Annotated in this window: 17 protein-coding genes and 2 pseudogenes; 13 read left to right on the top strand and 6 right to left on the bottom strand. The window is 71.8% G+C overall.

Annotation, left to right across the window (positions count from 1 at the left end; all coding sequences use genetic code 11):
• Positions 1–10: 10 nt before the first annotated feature.
• Positions 11–1,432 (top strand): dipeptidase, encoded by a 1,422-nt coding sequence (locus tag AB0M18_RS05205; protein WP_365755424.1) that lies wholly within the window; start codon positions 11–13, stop codon positions 1,430–1,432.
• A gap of 44 nt (positions 1,433–1,476) precedes the next feature.
• Positions 1,477–2,424 carry an NAD(+) diphosphatase gene (gene nudC, locus AB0M18_RS05200; RefSeq protein WP_365755423.1) on the top strand — a complete coding sequence of 316 codons (948 nt, stop codon included), beginning with the start codon at positions 1,477–1,479 and terminating at the stop codon, positions 2,422–2,424.
• A 74-nt stretch (positions 2,425–2,498) separates the two neighbouring features.
• Here the strand turns inward: nudC and AB0M18_RS05195 are convergent.
• A pseudogene (locus AB0M18_RS05195) lies at positions 2,499–2,585 on the bottom strand (NrdH-redoxin); the annotation flags it as partial.
• Between the two features lie 65 nt (positions 2,586–2,650).
• On the opposite strand from AB0M18_RS05195, the gene AB0M18_RS05190 reads away from it, so the two are divergent.
• Both AB0M18_RS05190 and AB0M18_RS05185 read left to right on the top strand, forming a co-directional pair.
• Complete coding sequence (locus tag AB0M18_RS05190; protein ID WP_365755422.1) at positions 2,651–4,354, top strand: recombinase family protein; 1,704 nt, start codon at positions 2,651–2,653, stop codon at positions 4,352–4,354.
• Positions 4,355–4,554: 200 nt separating this feature from the next.
• Positions 4,555–4,809 (top strand): annotated as a pseudogene (locus AB0M18_RS05185) (XRE family transcriptional regulator); the annotation flags it as partial.
• A gap of 68 nt (positions 4,810–4,877) precedes the next feature.
• On the opposite strand, the gene AB0M18_RS05180 reads toward AB0M18_RS05185, so the two are convergent.
• Positions 4,878–5,132 (bottom strand): mycoredoxin, encoded by a 255-nt coding sequence (locus AB0M18_RS05180; RefSeq protein WP_365755421.1) that lies wholly within the window; start codon positions 5,130–5,132, stop codon positions 4,878–4,880.
• Between the two features lie 168 nt (positions 5,133–5,300).
• On the opposite strand from AB0M18_RS05180, the gene AB0M18_RS05175 reads away from it, so the two are divergent.
• The 5 genes from AB0M18_RS05175 (at position 5,301) to AB0M18_RS05155 (ending at position 9,161) form a co-directional block, all read left to right on the top strand.
• Positions 5,301–7,481, top strand: a complete 2,181-nt coding sequence (locus AB0M18_RS05175; protein WP_365755420.1) for an ATP-dependent DNA helicase UvrD2 — start codon at positions 5,301–5,303, stop codon at positions 7,479–7,481.
• A 170-nt stretch (positions 7,482–7,651) separates the two neighbouring features.
• On the top strand, positions 7,652–7,999 hold the full coding sequence (locus AB0M18_RS05170; protein ID WP_365755419.1) for a hypothetical protein: 348 nt from the start codon (positions 7,652–7,654) through the stop codon (positions 7,997–7,999).
• 175 nt (positions 8,000–8,174) lie between these two features.
• Positions 8,175–8,543, top strand: a complete 369-nt coding sequence (locus AB0M18_RS05165; RefSeq protein ID WP_365755418.1) for a WhiB family transcriptional regulator — start codon at positions 8,175–8,177, stop codon at positions 8,541–8,543.
• A complete protein-coding gene (locus AB0M18_RS05160; RefSeq protein ID WP_365755417.1) occupies positions 8,540–8,863 on the top strand; it encodes a hypothetical protein in 324 nt (107 codons plus the stop codon). Before AB0M18_RS05165 ends, AB0M18_RS05160 begins: the two co-directional genes overlap by 4 nt.
• Positions 8,864–8,978: 115 nt before the next feature.
• Entirely contained in the window at positions 8,979–9,161 is a 183-nt protein-coding gene (locus AB0M18_RS05155; protein ID WP_365755416.1) for a hypothetical protein, read from the top strand.
• A 25-nt stretch (positions 9,162–9,186) separates the two neighbouring features.
• Here AB0M18_RS05155 and AB0M18_RS05150 read toward each other — a convergent pair whose 3' ends face one another.
• Positions 9,187–10,557, bottom strand: coding sequence for an AarF/ABC1/UbiB kinase family protein (locus AB0M18_RS05150; RefSeq protein WP_365755415.1), 1,371 nt, complete (start codon positions 10,555–10,557; stop codon positions 9,187–9,189).
• Positions 10,550–11,737 (bottom strand): TOMM precursor leader peptide-binding protein, encoded by a 1,188-nt coding sequence (locus tag AB0M18_RS05145; protein WP_365755414.1) that lies wholly within the window; start codon positions 11,735–11,737, stop codon positions 10,550–10,552. Before AB0M18_RS05145 ends, AB0M18_RS05150 begins: the two co-directional genes overlap by 8 nt.
• Positions 11,738–11,906: 169 nt before the next feature.
• Between AB0M18_RS05145 and AB0M18_RS05140 the strand changes: the two genes are divergently transcribed.
• The 4 genes from AB0M18_RS05140 (at position 11,907) to AB0M18_RS05125 (ending at position 15,784) form a co-directional block, all read left to right on the top strand.
• A complete protein-coding gene (locus tag AB0M18_RS05140; RefSeq protein ID WP_365755413.1) occupies positions 11,907–12,485 on the top strand; it encodes a M48 family metallopeptidase in 579 nt (192 codons plus the stop codon).
• Positions 12,486–12,662: 177 nt separating this feature from the next.
• A complete protein-coding gene (locus AB0M18_RS05135; protein WP_365755412.1) occupies positions 12,663–14,315 on the top strand; it encodes a TerD family protein in 1,653 nt (550 codons plus the stop codon).
• Positions 14,316–14,330: 15 nt separating this feature from the next.
• Positions 14,331–15,011 carry an AIM24 family protein gene (locus AB0M18_RS05130; protein ID WP_365755411.1) on the top strand — a complete coding sequence of 227 codons (681 nt, stop codon included), beginning with the start codon at positions 14,331–14,333 and terminating at the stop codon, positions 15,009–15,011.
• A 17-nt stretch (positions 15,012–15,028) separates the two neighbouring features.
• On the top strand, positions 15,029–15,784 hold the full coding sequence (locus AB0M18_RS05125; protein ID WP_365755410.1) for an AIM24 family protein: 756 nt from the start codon (positions 15,029–15,031) through the stop codon (positions 15,782–15,784).
• A 67-nt stretch (positions 15,785–15,851) separates the two neighbouring features.
• On the opposite strand, the gene AB0M18_RS05120 is transcribed toward AB0M18_RS05125, so the two are convergent.
• Both AB0M18_RS05120 and AB0M18_RS05115 read right to left on the bottom strand, forming a co-directional pair.
• Entirely contained in the window at positions 15,852–16,376 is a 525-nt protein-coding gene (locus tag AB0M18_RS05120; RefSeq protein WP_365755409.1) for an NUDIX hydrolase, read from the bottom strand.
• On the bottom strand, positions 16,373–17,812 hold the full coding sequence (locus AB0M18_RS05115; RefSeq protein WP_365755408.1) for a zinc-dependent metalloprotease: 1,440 nt from the start codon (positions 17,810–17,812) through the stop codon (positions 16,373–16,375). The genes AB0M18_RS05120 and AB0M18_RS05115 overlap by 4 nt, the downstream gene beginning before the upstream one ends.
• Positions 17,813–17,934: the final 122 nt, after the last annotated feature.

Raw genomic sequence — 17,934 nt, 5'->3', positions numbered from 1 at the left:
GCTCGGTGGCATGAGCGAGACCCCGGACAACGCCGTCCACGCCGCACCGACCGCTGCCGTACGCGCGTACATCGAGCAGCACCGCACCGCCTTCCTCGACGACCTCGCCGAGTGGCTGCGGATCCCCTCGGTGTCGGCGCAGCCGGAGCGCGCCGGGGACGTGCGCCGCAGCGCCGACTGGCTCGCCGCCCGGCTCACGGACACCGGCTTCTCGACCGTCGAGGTGTGGGAGACCGACGGCGCGCCCGCCGTCTTCGCCGAGTGGCCGTCCGGCGCGCCGGACGCGCCGACCGTCCTCGTCTACGGGCACCACGACGTGCAGCCCGCCGCCCGCGAGGACGGCTGGCACACCGACCCGTTCGAGCCGACCGTGATCGACGGCCGGATGTACGGGCGGGGCGCCGCCGACGACAAGGGCCAGGTGTTCTTCCACACCCTCGGCGTCCGCGCGCACCTCGCCGCGACCGGCCGCACGGCGCCGGCCGTCAACCTGAAGCTGGTGGTGGAGGGCGAGGAGGAGTCGGGCTCGCCGCACTTCCGCGCCCTGGTGGAGAAGCACGCCGACCGGCTCGCCGCCGATGTCGTGATCGTCTCCGACACCGGCATGTGGTCCGAGACCACCCCGACCGTGTGCACCGGCATGCGCGGGGTCGCGGACTGCGAGATCGATCTGTACGGGCCGGACCAGGACATCCACTCCGGATCCTTCGGCGGCGCCGTGCCCAACCCGGCCACCGTCGCCGGCCGGATCGTCGCCGCCCTGCACGACGCCGACGAGCGGGTCGCGATCCCCGGGTTCTACGAGGGAGTGACCGAACTCACCGAGGACGAGCGACGGCTGATCGCCGAGCTGCCCTTCGACGAGGCCGGCTGGCTGTCCACCGCCAAGTCGTACGGCACCCTCGGCGAGGCCGGCTACTCCACCCTGGAGCGGGTCTGGGCCCGCCCGACCGCCGAGGTCAACGGCATCGGCGGCGGCTACCAGGGCCCCGGCGGCAAGACGATCGTGCCCGCCTCCGCCCACCTGAAGCTGTCCTTCCGGCTGGTCGCCGGCCAGGACCCGGCGCGGATCGAGACCGCGGTACGGGACTGGCTGGCCGGCCTGGTCCCGGCGGGCGTCCGCCACGAGATCGTCTTCGGCGCCCCGACCCGGCCCTGCCTGACCCCGCTCGACCACCCCGCCCTCAGGGCGGTGGCCGGCGCGATGAGCCGCGCCTTCGACGGCGCCAAGGTCCGCTACACCCGCGAGGGCGGCTCCGGACCGGCGGCCGACCTGCAGGACGTGCTCGGCGCGCCCGTGCTGTTCCTGGGCATCTCGGTGCCGTCGGACGGCTGGCACGCGCCGAACGAGAAGATCGAGCTCGACCTGCTCCTCAAGGGCGTCGAGACCACGGCCCACCTGTGGGGCGAACTGCCCGCCGCCCTCCGCTGAACTTCGCATTCACTGACACCGATCCGGGGGAGTTGGAAGCACCTGTGAGCACCTTGAACAACGCGTTCGCGGACCGCCCGGTCTCGCTCACCGCCCCGAGCGGGATCGACCGCGCCGCCCACCACCGCCTCGACGAGGCGTGGCTCGCGGCCGCCTGGAGCCACCCGACGACCCGGGTCTTCGTGGTCTCGGGCGGCCAGGTGCTGATCGACGACACGCCCGACGGCCGGACCGAGCTGGTCATGACCCCGGCCTTCGAGGCCCCGGTCACCGAGACCCACCGCTACTTCCTGGGCACGGACGAGGACGGCGTGTCCTACTTCGCGCTGCAGAAGGACAGCCTGCCGGGCCGCATGGACCAGTCGGCCCGGCCCGCCGGGCTGCGCGAGGCGGGGCTGCTGCTCTCGCCGCGCGACGCCGGTCTGATGACGCACGCGGTGGCGCTGGAGAACTGGCAGCGGCTGCACCGCTTCTGCTCGCGCTGCGGCGAGCGCACGGTGATCGCGGCGGCCGGGCACGTCCGCCGCTGCCAGGCCTGCGGCGCCGAGCACTACCCGCGCACCGACCCGGCCGTGATCATGCTGGTCACCGACGACCGGGACCGCGCGCTGCTCGGCCGCCAGGTGCACTGGCCCGAGGGCCGTTTCTCGACCCTGGCCGGTTTCGTGGAGCCGGGCGAGTCCATCGAACAGGCGGTGGTGCGCGAGGTCTTCGAGGAGGCGGGCGTCACGGTCGGCGAGGTGGAGTACGTGGCGAGCCAGCCCTGGCCCTTCCCGTCCAGCCTGATGCTGGGCTTCTTCGCCCGGGCGACCTCCGCCGAGATAGACGTGGACGGGGAGGAGATCCACGAGGCCCGCTGGTTCTCCCGCGAGGACCTGGCGGCCGCCTTCGAGTCGGGCGAGGTGCTGCCGCCGTACGGGATCTCGATCGCCTCCCGGCTCATCGAGCTCTGGTACGGCAAGCCGCTGCCGAGGCCCGGCGACGCCGTCTGACCCCGATCGGCCTCCGATCCCGAACAGCCCCCGTCCAGCACTGCTGGGCGGGGGCTTTTTTCGGCCAGGCGGGATCAGACGCCGACCTTCTGCTTGACCTGGGCGAGCGACGGGTTCGTCAGCGTCGAGCCGTCAGCGAAGAGCACCGTCGGTACGGTCTGTACACTTCCCTCTTGAGGCAGGTGGCCGGGGAGGGTCACCTCGACTCCGGCGAAGGGGGAGGCCCGTGAGCGAGAAGCCCAGGGCTCTTGGCGTGGTCCGTCTGTCCGTTGGTAACGAGAATCAGACCGGTGAGGAAACGCAGCGCATCCGCATCAGTAAGCGTGCGGACGCCGAAGAGATGGAACTGGTGGACTTCGCCGTCGATATCGACGTGTCGGCGTCCGTCTCGCCGTGGATGCGCCCGTCTCTGGGGGACTGGCTCAACAACAAGAAGGACCAGTTCGACCACATCGTCATCCTGAAGATCGACCGCATCGCACGGTCGGTTCGCCACCTCTTGGACATCATCGAGTGGTGCGAGGCGAACGGTAAGGGACTGATCTCCTGCGAGGAGGGGTTCGACCTCTCGAAGCCGTGGGGCAGGACCATCGCCAAGATCCTGGCCGTGGTCGCAGAGGCCGAGCTGGACGCCATCAAGGCCCGTAACAAGGCATCTCGGGAGACCATGCGCAGGACGGGCCGCTGGCCGGGCGGCCTTGTCCCGTTCGGGCGCAGGGCGGTGAAGGGCGAGGAAGGGTTCACTCTGGAACTCGACCCGGAGTACGGCCCGACGCTCATCGAGATGATCCGGCGGTTCATCGAGAAGCCGAGCTTTTCGGCCGTGGCCGACTGGCTGAATGACCGAGGTGTCCCCACGGTCCAGGACATCGCCCGCATCCGTGCGGCAGCGGGTGAGAGCACGACCCGGCTGGCTGACCCGAAGCCACGGGGAAGCCGGTGGACGCCGACCACGGTGCAAGCCGTACTGACGAGCCGGTCACTGTTGGGGGAGTACGTACGCGCCGACGGGGCCGTGGTCCGCAACGACGACGGCTCACCTGTCATGAGGTCGGAGCCGGTGTTGAACGAGGAGGAGTGGACGAGGCTGTCCGAGGCCGTCGCCTCGGTCAAGTACAAGAAGCAGAAGGGCTCTACGTCCCCCACGGTCGGCGTGACCTTCTGCCTCATGTGCAAGAGCCCCATCTACTACGTCAAGGGCGTCCCGTCCAAGAGCAAGCGTGAGCGGTACCGCTGTCACGGAAACAAGAGCCAGGGAATCAAGGCGTGTCCGAAGCTCACGTTCTGGGCTGACGACCTCTACCCCTGGCTCGAATCCACGTTGCTCGGAGAGATCGGCCATCTCGAAAGGATGGAGTCCAGCACCACCATCGACGACAGCAGGGCGGCGAAGCTTGCGGTCATCGACGGCAAGATGAACCAGCTCAACAAGGAGTTCCAACAAGGGCAGATGTGCGCCACCGCCTACGCCTCCCAGATGGCCAGTCTTGCGCAGGATCGGGAGAAGATCACCAGCCAGGAAGGCCCCAAGCCGGTTACTGTCTGGGTCTCGACCGGCGAGAGCTACGCAGATTGGTGGCAGCGGTCCACCGTGGACGAGCGTCGCGAGTGGTTGAAGAAGCACAAGGTGAAGGCGTACTTCGGACACGACGTGATGGCCATTGACCCCGGTGACCTGATCGAGAACCTTCGCCAGCAGGGAATCTCGTGGTGGGACACGCCGGCCAAGGCATCCCAGGTGCTGGCCCCGATCGGTCCTATCTCGCTGCCCGGAAGGCCCTACGCGAAGCCCCAGGCGCTTACGGGCGCAGAGTGGGAGATCGTCAGCCGCTGGGAGGACTTCGAAGCGGAGAGAGCGGCGGAGCGGAAGAGGGCCGAAGAGGAAGCGAAGGGAGCAGAGGAAACCGAGACCGCGCTGATTCAGGTCTGACGCCTGGCGAGTAGGCGAGGAGGCCCCCCGGCCGTGGGGGCCTCTCCCATCTCCCCGCCCGGTACTTTGCCTGCCAGGACGCCGCAGTCGCTCCGGACCACAAGAGACCGAGTCCGGGCCCTGCTCTGACTCGAGTGCTCCGGGCCGATCTCCACGTTGCCGCCGGTCTCTACGGCTGCGGCTTGTCACCAGTCGCCAGGCTCGACCTGACCGTAGACCGGAACGGCGTCACGGGGTCGTGGGTCGAGCAGACGGCGGCGGACGGCTACTACAACGGGGCCCGGTACCACGGGGCCGTTCAACTCTCGGTGGAGCCGACCGGCCGGAGGATGGCCGGGAAGTGGGTCGGGTTCGGCAAGGACTTTGACGTGAACACGGGGCCGTGGGAGCTGCGGCTTGTGGGCAGGTCCACGTCAAAGGCCTCCTTGGAGCAGTGCGCTCGCGCCCCTGAATGATCACCGGGACGCGAGCAGGGCCCCCGCCGGAGCGGGGGCCCTGCCGTACATAAGGGGGATCGGGAGGGTCAGACGGCGAGGGCCTGCTTGACCTGCGCGAGGCTCGGGTTCGTCATGACCGACTCAGCACCGGTGGGGGCGATTACCAGCACCGTCGGTACGGTCTGGTTGCCCCCGTTGGCCTTCTCCACGAACGCGGCCGACTCGGGGTCCTGCTCGATGTTGATCTCCGTGTACGCGATGCCCTCGCGGTCCATCTGGCTCTTCAGCCGGCGGCAGTAGCCGCACCACGTCGTGCTGTACATCGTCACAGTGCCCTGCATGGCCTGGTGCTCCTCGGGTCGGGGTCGCTCGGGTCGGTGCCGAGAGGAAGAACGTACGCGGTCACCCGGCCATTCCCGGAAACCACGGTCTGTGATTCGTATGACCGCGGCCGCCCGCCTGTGGACGACCCGCCGCACCGACCCCACGGAACCTGGCAGCATGGCGGGGTGACAGCAGCAACGCACTCCACTCTCTTCCCGCAGGTCCCCGAGTCGGCCGACGCGGTGCTCGACGGGCTCGACCCGGAGCAGCGCGAGGTCGCCCTGGCCCTGCACGGCCCGGTGTGCGTGCTGGCCGGCGCCGGCACGGGCAAGACGCGGGCCATCACCCACCGCATCGCCTACGGGGTGCGCGCGGGCATACTCCCGCCCGCGAGCGTGCTCGCCGTCACCTTCACCAACCGTGCCGCCGGCGAGATGCGCGGCCGGCTCCGCCAGCTCGGCGCGGGCGGCGTCCAGGCCCGCACCTTCCACTCCGCGGCCCTCCGGCAGCTCCAGTACTTCTGGCCGAAAGCCGTCGGTGGCGAGCTGCCCCGGCTGCTGGAGCGGAAGATCCAGCTGGTCGCCGAGGCCGCCGCGCGCTGCCGGGTCCGGCTCGACCGGAACGAGCTGCGGGACGTCACCGGCGAGATCGAGTGGGCCAAGGTCACTCAGACCGTCCCCGCCGACTATCCGGCGGCCGTCGGCAAGTCGCTCCGCGAGGCCCCCCGCGACCCCGCCGAGATCGGCCAGATCTACGCGATGTACGAGCAGCTGAAGCGCGACCGCGACGTGATCGACTTCGAGGACGTGCTGCTGCTCACCGTCGGCATCCTCCAGGACCGGCACGACATCGCCGACCAGATCCGCCGGCAGTACCAGCACTTCGTGGTCGACGAGTACCAGGACGTCTCGCCGCTCCAGCAGCGGCTGCTCGACCTCTGGCTCGGCGACCGGGACAACCTGTGCGTGGTCGGCGACGCCAGCCAGACGATCTACTCGTTCACCGGCGCCACCCCCGACCACCTGCTGAACTTCCGCACCCGACACCCGGACGCGACCGTGGTCAAGCTGGTCCGGGACTACCGCTCCACCCCCCAGGTGGTCCACCTGGCCAACGGGCTGCTCAGCCAGGCCCGCGGCAAGGCCGCCGAGCACCGCCTGGAACTGATCTCCCAGCGCGACCCGGGCCCCGAGCCGGCCTACACGGAGTACGCGGACGAACCCGCCGAGGCCGAGGGCACCGCCCGCTGCATCCGCGACCTGATCGCCGCGGGCGTCCCGGCGGGCGAGATCGCCGTGCTCTACCGGATCAACGCCCAGTCGGAGGTCTACGAGCAGGCCCTGGCCGACGCCGGCGTGCCCTACCAGCTGCGCGGCGCCGAGCGCTTCTTCGAGCGCCAGGAGGTGCGCGAGGCGGGCGTCGCCCTGCGCGGCGCCGCCCGCGCCGGGGGGAACGACGCGCTGCTCGACGACGCCGAGGACCTGCCGTCCCAGGTGCGCGCCGTGCTCTCCACCAAGGGCTGGACGAGCGAGCCGCCGGCCGGCTCCGGCGCGGTCCGGGACCGCTGGGAGTCGCTGGCCGCGCTGGTGCGGCTCGCCGAGGACTTCGCCCGGGCCAAGTCCGGCGCCACCCTCTCCGACCTGGTCGCCGAGCTCGACGAGCGGGCCGCCGCCCAGCACGCCCCGACCGTCCAGGGCGTCACCCTGGCCTCGCTGCACGCCGCCAAGGGCCTGGAGTGGGACGCCGTCTTCCTGGTCGGCCTCACCGAGGGCATGATGCCGATCACCTACGCCAAGACCGACGAGCAGGTCGAGGAGGAGCGCCGGCTGCTCTACGTGGGCGTCACCCGGGCCCGGCTCCACCTGTCGCTGTCCTGGGCGCTCTCGCGCTCCCCGGGCGGCCGGGCCTCCCGGCGCCCCACCCGCTTCCTGAAGGGCCTGCGGCCCGGCTCCGGCCCGCTCGGCGGGTCCGGCGCGGGCGGCGGCGGGGGCATCGAGCGGGGCGCGGGCTCCGGCGGCCGGCGCAAGCGGCGCGGACCGGTGCTCTGCCGGGTCTGCGGCGCCACCCTCACCGAGGCCGGCGAGATGAAGCTGATGCGCTGCGAGGGCTGCCCCTCCGACATGGACGAGGGGCTGTACGAGCGGCTGCGCGAGTGGCGCTCGGTCCAGGCCCGCGAGCTCGGCCAGCCCGCCTACTGCGTGTTCACCGACAAGACCCTCATGGCGATCGCCGAGCGCGTCCCGTCCTCCGACGGGGAGCTCTCCTCGATCTCCGGGGTGGGGGCCCGCAAGCTCGACCGCTTCGGTGCCGATGTTCTCGCCATCTGCGCAGGTGAGGAGCCCGGAGGAAGCGACGAGGAGGACTGATGAAAACTCGTGGGAAAAATAGTTTGCGCCCGCCCCGTCAAGCCCCATAGGTTCTTAACCACGACACAGCGGCTTCTTTGAAGCCCTGTCTTCGTGCTGTACTTGTCCAAATGAACATGAGGGTCCGGCTCACCCCGAGCCCTCCGAGACGCCGAGAGGAGGCGATTCCAGTGATCAGCATCAAGAACATCAAGACCAGCACCGCCAAAATGACCGATCTCTCGGTCGTCGCCTCCGCCTGCCCGCTCGGCCTCACCGCCTTCGCGTCCCCCGCCGCCTTTGGCACCGGTCTGTCCGGAGCCGGTCTGTCCCTCGGCTCGCCCAGCAGCCTGCTGATGGATCGACTTGAGGGCGCGGAGCGACCGACCAAGGCACTGGAAGCAGGAGTGGTGGGCAAGGCCGAGGCCGCTGCCTATGGCTTCGTGGCAACCGGTGCCGGCATTCAGCGGACGACGACGCAGCACCACCACACGATGTGGGCCTTCCGTGGGCTCGAACCCTGGAGTGATCCAGCCTGATCGACGATCAGGCCGGCGCCTTCAGGGCCGCGGAACCCCACCAGGGATCCGCGGCCCTTCTGTTTGTCCCCGAACGGGGCTGACGGAGCGAGGGGGCCTCGGGACCAGCAGTGACCGGTACCAGCCGAATCCCCGGCCCACCAGGCCGGAACGACCAGACGAGGAAGTCAAACCCGTGCAACTCGAAGCGCACGCCCCGTCCGTACCGCCTTCCGAAACGATCCCCCCGCCCGGCCTCACGAAGGACTTCGCCTTGACCCCGCTCTCCACGCTCACCGCGCTCGACGACGCCATCGAGAACCTCGGCGTGCCCGTCCCCTGCCGCTCCTACGACCCCGAGGTCTTCTTCGCCGAGTCCCCGGCCGACGTCGAGTACGCCAAGTCCCTCTGCAAGACCTGCCCGCTCGTGGCGGCCTGCCTGGCGGGTGCCCAGGAGCGTCGCGAGCCCTGGGGCGTCTGGGGTGGCGAGCTCTTCGTCCAGGGTGTGGTCGTCGCCCGCAAGCGGCCCCGTGGCCGTCCGCGCAAGAACCCGGTCGCGGCATGAACGTCTCCGGAACCATCGACCGCCCCCTCACGCACGATCCCCAGAAGCAGGCCCCGATGACCTCGTCCGCCCACGAGCCCTCCGGCTCCGCGACTTCAGACGTTTCGATCAGCGGCGCGAACCGCTCGCGCCAGAACAGGACCCGTGAGATGCAACTCATCCCAGAAGCCCTGGCCCGTGCCCATATGCACGACAGGCGGCGTGAAGCCGAGGCGGAACGCCAGGCCGCGCGCCTGGTCGCCGCCCGGCGGATGCAGCGGCGCGCCGAGCGCGTCTCGCTGCGCGCCCGCCGCGCGCTCGCCATGGCCGTCATGCACTGACGACCTGGAGAGCCAGGCAGAGCAGACCCTGACCCCGCGGGGGCCGGTCCGAACGGACCGGCCCCCGCGGTGCGTTGCCCGGTCGGCGGGCCCTCCTCGGGTTATCGTCACCAAGGTGAACGACGCCCCTGCGAACGAGCCCCCCGTCGTCTGCGCCCGCTGCGGCAAGACCGCCCCGGAGCTGCCCGTCACCTGGACCTGCTCGGTGGAGAACGGCACCCGCCAGTACTTCTGCGAGGACTGCGCCCGCGCCAACATCAGGGCCATCGAGGGCCGCCTCGACTCCTCCTGGTGGTGAGGGCATGACGGCCCGACGGTGACCCCTACGCGTCCGTGGCGACGAAGCCCGGCAGCCACTCCGCGAGTTCGTCCCGCAGCCGCACCGTCGCGCCCAGCTGGCACAGCACCCCGATCGTGCTCAAGGTCACACGGTGTATCAGCAGATACGAGGGCGGCAGATTCAGCTGCTTGCCCAACTGGTGGGCGGGGGAGCGGGGATCGGCGATCCGGGCGGCCTGCGCGCGCATCCAGCCGCGGGTGAACCCGAACGCGTCCACCTCGGCCGGCTCGATGATCGGCAGCAGGTACTCCAGGACCGCGTCCGGATCCAGATCCACGGACTCCTTCACGAAGCCCTCCGCGCGCAACAGCTCGTAGACCCGCTCCGCCTCGCCCACGAGGGTCATCCGCAGACAGGTGCCGATGGTCTCCGGCAGTCCGCCCGGCAGCCGGTCCACGGTGCCGAAGTCGAGCACCCCGAGCCGCCAGGACCCGGCGTCCCCGTCCCCTTCGCCCTCCTCGCCGCTGCCGCCCGCCGGGCCGGGCAGCAGCCGGAAGTTCCCCGGGTGCGGATCCGCGTGCAGCAGCCCGGTGCGCGCCGGGCCGGAGAACAGGAACCGGGCGAGCAGCTGACCGGCCCGGTCGCGCTGCTCCGCCGTGCCGTCCGCGATCACCTCCGACAGCGGCACACCGTCCATCCACTCGGTGATCAGCACCTGCTCCGACTGGTGCACCACCGCGGGCACCACCACGTCCGGGTCGTCGGCGAACTCCGCCGCGTGCGCCCGCTGGGCCTCGGCCTCCAGACCGTAGTCCAGCTCCTCCGAGACCCGGTCCCGCAGCTCCGTGATCAGCGGCTTGATGTCCAGACCGGGGATCAGCGGGCCGAGCAGCCGGGCGAACCGGCTCAGCTGGGTGAGGTCCGAGAGCAGCGCCTCCCCGGCACCCGGGTACTGCACCTTCACCGCGACCTCGCGGCCGTCGTGCCACACCGCCCGGTGCACCTGCCCGATCGACGCGGCGGCCGCCGGCTTGTCCTCGAACTCCTCGAACAGCTCCCGCCAGCCCTCGCCGAGCCGCTCCTCGAGCACCGTGTGCACGGTCCGGGTCGGCATCGGCGGCGCCGCGTCCTGCAACTTGGTGAGCGCCGCCCGGTAGGGCCCGGCGATCTCCTCCGGCAGCGCCGACTCGAAGACGGACAGCGCCTGCCCGAGCTTCATGGCGCCACCCTTCAACTCGCCCAGGACCTTGAACAACTGATCGGCCGTGCGCTGCTGGAGCTCCCGCGCCACGAGCTCCGCGGACTTCCCGCCGATCCGCTTGCCCAGGCCCCAGGTGGCCCGGCCGGCGAAGCCCAGAGGCAACGCGGCCAACTTGGCGGTCCGGGTGACCGCCTTCCGGGGAAGATCAGACATGCGCCCTCCAAGTCCCAGACTGCCGTGCCGCGCGGGAACCGTGCCCCGCCATTGTGTCGTGCGTCGCTCGGGGCGCGGTCGCATGCTCCCCCTCGGCGTCGCGGCGCGCCCCGCACGGACACGCGGGGTGTGCCCGGACCGGCGCCGAGCGCCACTCGAGCAGCGGCAGCGACACCTCCCAGCGCGCCCCGGTGCTCGCCGGCAGGTCCCCGTCCAGGAAGGCCAGGGCATGCGCCGCCGCAAGCCCCGCGACCGCCGCCGCGAGCGTCACGTCGCAGGCCGGCAGCGCGTGCGGCGGACCCGAGCGCCACTGCGCCGGCAGCCGCGGCCACACCGGCTCCCGGTCGGTCCGCTCCCGCTGCATGCAGCCCGCGCACGCCGTGCCGCCCGGCAGCACCAACGGGCCCACCACACCGGTCGCTTCGAGCACCCCCGCGTACAGATGCGGAGTCCCGGTGGCGAGCCAGGCCTCCGCCGGCAGCGGGTCCGGCACATACGCGCCGAGCCCGTCCCGGGGCGCCACCACCACGAGCGCGAGCCCCGGCTCCCCGCCTCCGTCGTCCGGCCCGCCGGGCGCGCCCCGCGGCGGCCGCCCGCCCGGCGCCGACCTGCCCACAAGGCGTCGCGCCGCCACCGTCCTGCGCTCGCCGACCGCCTCGGCCGGCAGTCCGCCCGGCGCGACCTCCCACGGCGGGACCGTGCCCCGGTCGAGCACCTCGACCCGGCCGACCCCGGCGGCAGAGAGCAGCGCCGCCACCGCCGCGCCCACCCGCCCCGCGCCGCGCACCTGCACCCGCGCCGCCCGCCGCGCCGCCAGAGCACGCGCCGCCCCGTCCGGCGCGCGGTGGACCACCGACAGCGAGGCCAGGTCGGCCCGCACCGGATCGAGCTCCGGCGCGGCCGACGGCCCGCCGGGCGGCCGCACCGCCGCGTCGGCGATCAGCCCGGCGGCGGCCAGCCGGTCGAGCAGCGCGTCGAGCCGCCCCTCCGGCAGCCCGAGCGCCGCCGCCTCGGCCCGCAGCAGCTCCAGGCCCCGTGTCCCGTCGAGCAGCCCGAGCAGACTGCCGGTCGTGAGGTCCACCGGCCCCAGGACCACCGCGTGCGCGGGAGTCACCCCGAACTGCACGGACTGCATGTCGCGCCAGGCGCGCCGCAACGCCGGCTTCACCATCGGATGCATCGGTCAACCCCCGTCGTCCCCGTCACCGCTTTCACGGTTCATCGCTTCCACGGTCAGATTGCCCGGTCCGGGCGACCGGTGCGGAAAGTTGTCCACAGGGCCGAGGCATTAATCATTCGAATGCGACGGTGCGGGACTTCCGCCGCCGCATACGGGTAACGTCGGGGCCGTGCCGGCCGACCCACAGCGCAGCGTGACAAGCAGACCGCCCCGCGGCTCGGGGACGAGCGCGGTCGAGGTGCGCAGAAGCTCCCGCCGGAGCAGAACGGTCTCCGCCTACCGCGAGGGCGACCGGACCATCGTGCTCATCCCCGCCCGCATGTCGGAGGCGGAGGAGAAGCGCTGGGTCACCGTCATGCTGGACAAACTGGCCGCGCAGGAGAGCAAGCGGGTTCTCGGCGACGGCGCGCTGACCGAGCGCGCCGCACAGCTGTCCGAGCAGTACTTCGGCGGCCGGGCCCGCCCCACGTCGGTGCGCTGGGTCACCAACCAGAACACCCGGTGGGGCTCCTGCACCCCGTCCGAGGGCAGCATCCGGCTCTCCCACCGGCTCCAGGGCATGCCCGAGTACGTCGTCGACTACGTGCTCTGCCACGAGCTGGCCCATCTGCTCGTGCCCGGCCACGGCCCGCGCTTCTGGCGCCTCCTGGACGCCTACCCGCGCACCGAACGGGCCCGCGGCTATCTGGAGGGCGTTGCCGCCGCCACGCGGGGGCCGCACCTGCCGGACACCGCCCGCGAGGACTGACCGCGAGGCGCGCGCTCCGCTCCGTAGCCTCCGTTCCGCTCTGTAGCGTCTGTTCCGCTCCGTAGCCGTGTGCTCCGGTTCTGTACCGAACGGGCACGGCCCTGCCGCGATGTCCGGGCCACCCGTTAGCCTGGCGCGACGCAATCGTCGTAATCGGATGGGGGACGGTCGTCACTCATGGCCAGGGAATTCCAACGCGGCCACAAGGCCAAGATCAGCGATCTCACGGCGGGCACCGATCTGTACGTGGGCGTGCAGATCGCGGCGCCAGGCCTGAGCTTCGACATCAGCTGCTTCGGTCTGGACGCCGACGAACGGCTGTCGGACGACCGCTACTTCGTCTTCTTCAACCAGCCCAAGTCGCCCGAGGAGTCCATCCAGCTGCTCGGCGCGCAGTCCGGTGACACGGAATCCTTCCGGGTGACCCTGGACCGGATCCCGGCGCACATCCAGAAGCTGTCGTTCACCGCGACCATCGACGGCGCCGGGCAGATGTCGCAGGTCGGGCCCGGCTGGATCCGGATCGTCGCGGGCGGCGAGGAGGTGGCCCGCTACGCCTTCACCGGCGCGGAGTTCTCCACCGAGCGCGCCGTCATGCTCGGCGACTTCTATCTGAAGGACGTGTGGCGGTTCGCCGCCGTCGGACAGGGCTTCGACGGCGGTCTGGAAGCGCTCCTGAAGAACTTCGGCGGCGAGGTCGCCGAGGAGGAGCCCGCCGCGCCGCAGGCGCCGCAGGGCGCCGCCCCCGGCTTCGCGCCCCCGGCCCAGGCCGCCGCGCCGCCCGCGTTCGGCGCCCCCGCCGCCCCGGCCCCGGCCCCGGCCCCCGCTCCGGCCCCGGCCCCCGCGCCCGCTCCGTCGTTCGGTGCCCCGGCCGCTCCCACGCCGCCGCCCGCGCCCGCGCCGGTGCACTCCGCGCCGACGATGGTCGGCCCCATGACGCCCCAGGCGCCCACCCCGCCGCCCGCTCCGGCGCCCGCCCCGTACGGGCAGCCCCCGCAGTTCGGCCAGGTCCCCGGCCAGACGCCGCCGCACGGCGCGCCCGCCCCGTACGGACAGCAGCCCCCGGCCCCGTACGGACAGCCCGCTCCGTACGGGCAGCCCCCGCAGTTCGGCCAGGTCCCGGGGCAGGTCCCGCAGCAGGGAATGCCCCAGGGCGCGCCGGCCGCCGGCGCCGGGCTCGCCGCCGCGCTCGCGCCGTTCAAGGAGACCGCGACCGGCGTCCGCTGGACCCCGCAGAACCAGCAGCTCATGCGGGTCGACCTCGCCATGGGCGGCGTCCCCGTCCTCGCCCGCCAGGGCTCCATGGTCATGTACCAGGGCAAGGTCGACTTCTCCTACAAGGGCGCCGGTTTCGCCGGCCGCATCGTCGGCAACGCCACCGGCCAGGAGATGCAGCTGATGCGCTGCACCGGACGCGGCCAGGTCTTCCTCGCCGAGAACGGCGCGCACCTGCACCCGATCGAGCTCCAGGGCGACGGCATCTGCGTCTCCGCGGAGAACGTGCTCGCCTTCGACGAGTCGCTGCAGTACGAGGTGCGGCGCATCGAGGGCCACGGCATCCCCGGCGGCGCGCTGTTCACCATGCAGTTCCAGGGCACCGGCACGGTCGTCGTGAAGACCCACGGCACGCCCGTGGTGCTGCCCGTCACCCCGACCACCTTCGCCGACTGCAACGCCGTCGTCGCCTGGTCGGCCGCGTCCCAGGTCATCCTGTCCAGCCAGGTCCGGCTGCGCCGCAACGCCTACCCCGGCCACAGCGGGGAGACCGTGAACCTCCAGTTCCGGGGCGCCCCCGGCAACTTCATCGTCGTCCAGCCCTACGAGGTCTAAAGGGAGCCCGGAACCATGAACCAGCAACTCGCGGGCTACGCCCCGACCCCGATCGCGGCCCGGATGGAGAACCACGGCCGCTCCATGCTCAAGGTCGCCATGGCCACCGGCCAGGACCTGTACGCGCGCACCGGCTCGATGGTCGCCTACGAGGGCTTCATCAGCTACGAGCCCAACCCGCCGGCCGTCCGGCAGGTCGCCCAGCAGTGGATCACCGGCGAAGGCGCGCCGATCATGAAGTGCACGGGTGACGGACTGCTCTACCTCGCCGACTACGGCGCGGACGTGGTCGTCATCAACCTCAACAACGACTCCCTCTCCGTGAACGGCAGCAACCTGCTCGCCTTCGACGCGCACCTGACGTGGGGCGTGGAGCGGGTCAAGGGCCTCGCCAAGTTCGCCGGACAGGGCCTGTTCAACGTCGAGCTCGCGGGCACCGGCTGGGTCGCCATCACCTCGCGCGGCACGCCGGTCGTCGTCGACTGCGGCCGCGGCGAGGACGAGACGTACGTCGACCCGGACGCCCTGGTCGCCTGGTCGCCCGCGCTCAAGGTGAAGGGCAAGCGCAGCTTCAAGGCGTCCTCCCTGATCGGCCGTGGCAGTGGCGAGGCGTTCCAGATGGCCTTCTCGGGCCAGGGCATCGTCGTCGTACAGCCGAGCGAGGACAGCAGCGACCGGCTCCGGATCCGGGGCTGAGGGGGAGCGAGAGACACATGCAGAGCCCGCTTTTCAACCACGCCGAGCAGCAGAGCCAGGAGCGCTACGTCGTGCAGAACCCGCAGATGCTGCGGGTCTCCCTGACGGGCCAGGACGACATCCTGGCCCGCAAGGGCGCGATGGTGGCCTACCAGGGCCTGGTCGACTTCGACGGCGAGTACCAGACGTCCAGCCAGCGCCGGGCCCGCGCCCGCACCGGTGAGGGCCTCGACCTGATGCGCTGCTCCGGGCAGGGCACGGTCTACTTCGCCAACCTCGCGCAGTACATCCACGTCGTGGACGTGGACCACGAGGGTCTGACCGTCGACAGTGCCTACGTCCTCGCGCTCGACTCGACCCTGCACACCGAGGTCATCGCGGTGGACAGCCAGTACGGGGTCTCCGGCACCGGCAAGTACCAGCTGAACATCACCGGCCGCGGCAAGGTCGCCCTGATGACCTCCGGCCAGCCGCTGATGATGCAGGTGACGCCCGACAAGTACGTGAGCGCCGACGCCGACGCGATCGTCGCCTGGTCCACCGGGCTCCGGGTGCAGATGCAGGCCCAGACGCACAGCTCCGGCGTCCGTCAGCGCCGCGGCAACACCGGCGAGGGCTGGGAGCTCAGCTTCCTCGGCCAGGGCTTCGCCCTGGTGCAGCCGAGCGAGGTCATGCCGCCGCAGAACGCCGGCATCGGACAGGGCATCGCCGCCCAGTACGGCGTCGGCCAGCACGGCGCGCACGCCCAGAACCAGAACAACGCCTGGAACTGAGGCAGGGCCCCAACGGGCACGCGTAAGGGGCGGTCGCCATGGCGACCGCCCCTTACCGTTGCGCCGCTCAGAGGCGCTTCAGCGTGTTCTCCATCAGCCGCACCACCGAGGTGTCCGCCACCTCGGCCACCTCGTCGTACGAGAACCAGCGCAGGTCCAGCGACTCGTCGCTGATCTCCTCCACGGCACCGGCCGGGGTCAGCGCCGCGTACTGCACGTCCAGATGCCAGTTGCACGGAGCCGGAATCGGATGCCGGTCGAGCCGCACGGGTCCGCCCGGCAGCAGCGTCAGACCCGTGATGCCGGACTCCTCCGTCGCCTCACGCAGCGCCGCCGCCTCGACCGTCGCGTCCTCCTGCTCGCAGTGCCCGCCCATCTGCAGCCACATGTTCAGCTTCTTGTGCAGGGTGAGGAGTACCCGGCCCCGCTCGGGGTCGATCACCAGCGCGCTCGCCGTCACATGCCCGGCCGAGCACGGCTTGTACATGCCGTCCTCGCCCTGCGCCGCGAGGTGATCCAGATAGACGTCACGAAGCTCCGGCTGGTCCGCGTACTCCTTGAGCACCAGGACCGCGTCGTCGTACAGGCTCACTTCTCGGTCTCGTCCTTGCCCTCGTCGTCCTTGCCCGCGTCCTCGGAGCGGCCCTGGGCCGCCTCGCCCAGCATCTTGTCGAGCTCGGAGAAGTCCAGCTGCTCGCGGTGGACGAAGCCGTCCGGGTCGTCCAGGTCGGTCGCCGTCGGCAGCATGTCCGGGTGCGCCCACAGGCCGTCCCGGCCGTCCACACCGCGCGCGTCGGTGAGCGAGGCCCACAGCCGCGAGGCGTCCCGCAGCCGGCGCGGCCGCAGCTCAAGGCCGATCAGGGTGGCGAAGGTCTGCTCCGCGGGGCCACCGGTCGCCCGGCGCCGGCGCAGCGTCTCGCGCAGCGCGTCCGCCGAGGTCAGCCGGGTCTTCGCGGCCTCGTGCACCACCGCGTCCACCCAGCCCTCGACCAGCGCGAGCGCCGTCTCCAGACGGGCGAGCGCGGCCTTCTGCTCGGGGGTGTCCTCGGGCTGGAACATGCCCTGCTGGAGCGCCTCCTGCAGCTGCTCGGGATGCGTCGGGTCCAGCTGGCCCACCGCCTCCTCCAGCTTGGAGGTGTCGACCTTGATGCCGCGGGCATAGCCCTCGACCGCGCCGAACAGATGAGAGCGCAGCCACGGCACGTGCGCGAAGAGACGCTGGTGGGCGGCCTCGCGCAGGGCCAGGTAGAGCCGGACCTCGTCCGAGGGGACGCCCAGGTCCTTGCCGAAGGCCTCGACGTTCAGCGGCAGCAGCGCCGCCTTGCCGGCCGGGCCGAGCGGCAGACCGACATCGGTCGAACCGACGACCTCGCCCGCGAGCACGCCCACGGCCTGCCCGATCTGCTGCCCGAACATGGCGCCGCCCATGGAGCGCATCATGCCGATCAGCGGGCCCGCCATGGCCTGCATCTCCTGCGGCAGGACGTCGCCCATCGCCGCGCCGACCCGCTCGGCGACCGGGTCCACGAGCTGCTTCCAGGCCGGCAGGGTCGCCTCGACCCACTCGGCACGGCTCCACGCCACGGCCGTGCTCGCGCCCGAGGGCAGCGAGGTCGCCTGGTCGAGCCACAGGTCGGCCAGCCGCACCGCCTCCTCGACCGCCGCCTTCTCGGCGGGGCCGACGCTCGCGTCCTTCGTGCCGTCAGGGGTGCCCTGCGCCACGACCTGGCGGGCGATCTGCTTCGCCATGTCCCAGTTGACCGGCCCGCCCTCGTAACTGAGCATCTGGCCGAGCTGCTGGAAGGCCGCGCCCAGGTCCTGGGGGTTCAGGTTGCCGAACATGGCCGCGAACGGATTGTCCGCGCCGCCCGGGCCGCCCATGCCGGGCAGCCCGCCGAAGCCGAACGGGTTGCCCCCGCCCTGGCCACCGGACCCCTGGCCACCTCCGGCGGGGTCCTTCTTCTTGCCCTCGTCGCCGTTGTCCGGCTCCTCCGGCGGAAGGCCGAATCCGAATGGGGTGTCGCTCACAGGTTTCCTCGGCTCGTCGGGCCGCCGGCTTCCAGCCGACGGCGGGCTCTCACCACCAGCGTAGGCGCTGGCTCGCCGGTCAGACCGGGCCGACCGGCGAGCCCGCGCCCCGACATCCGCAC

Source organism: Streptomyces sp. NPDC051909, from assembly GCF_040681095.1.
Classification (GTDB): domain Bacteria; phylum Actinomycetota; class Actinomycetes; order Streptomycetales; family Streptomycetaceae; genus Streptomyces.
This window is presented reverse-complemented; position numbering and strand designations above follow the sequence as displayed.

Coding starts and splice junctions, on each gene's coding strand:
- AB0M18_RS05205 (WP_365755424.1), top strand. CDS start 11: ATGAGCGAGACCCCGGACAACGCCGTCCACGCCGCACCGACCGCTGCC.
- AB0M18_RS05180 (WP_365755421.1), bottom strand. CDS start 5,132: ATGCAGGGCACTGTGACGATGTACAGCACGACGTGGTGCGGCTACTGC.
- AB0M18_RS05160 (WP_365755417.1), top strand. CDS start 8,540: ATGAACGTCTCCGGAACCATCGACCGCCCCCTCACGCACGATCCCCAG.
- AB0M18_RS05150 (WP_365755415.1), bottom strand. CDS start 10,557: ATGTCTGATCTTCCCCGGAAGGCGGTCACCCGGACCGCCAAGTTGGCC.
- AB0M18_RS05145 (WP_365755414.1), bottom strand. CDS start 11,737: ATGCATCCGATGGTGAAGCCGGCGTTGCGGCGCGCCTGGCGCGACATG.
- AB0M18_RS05135 (WP_365755412.1), top strand. CDS start 12,663: ATGGCCAGGGAATTCCAACGCGGCCACAAGGCCAAGATCAGCGATCTC.
- AB0M18_RS05130 (WP_365755411.1), top strand. CDS start 14,331: ATGAACCAGCAACTCGCGGGCTACGCCCCGACCCCGATCGCGGCCCGG.
- AB0M18_RS05125 (WP_365755410.1), top strand. CDS start 15,029: ATGCAGAGCCCGCTTTTCAACCACGCCGAGCAGCAGAGCCAGGAGCGC.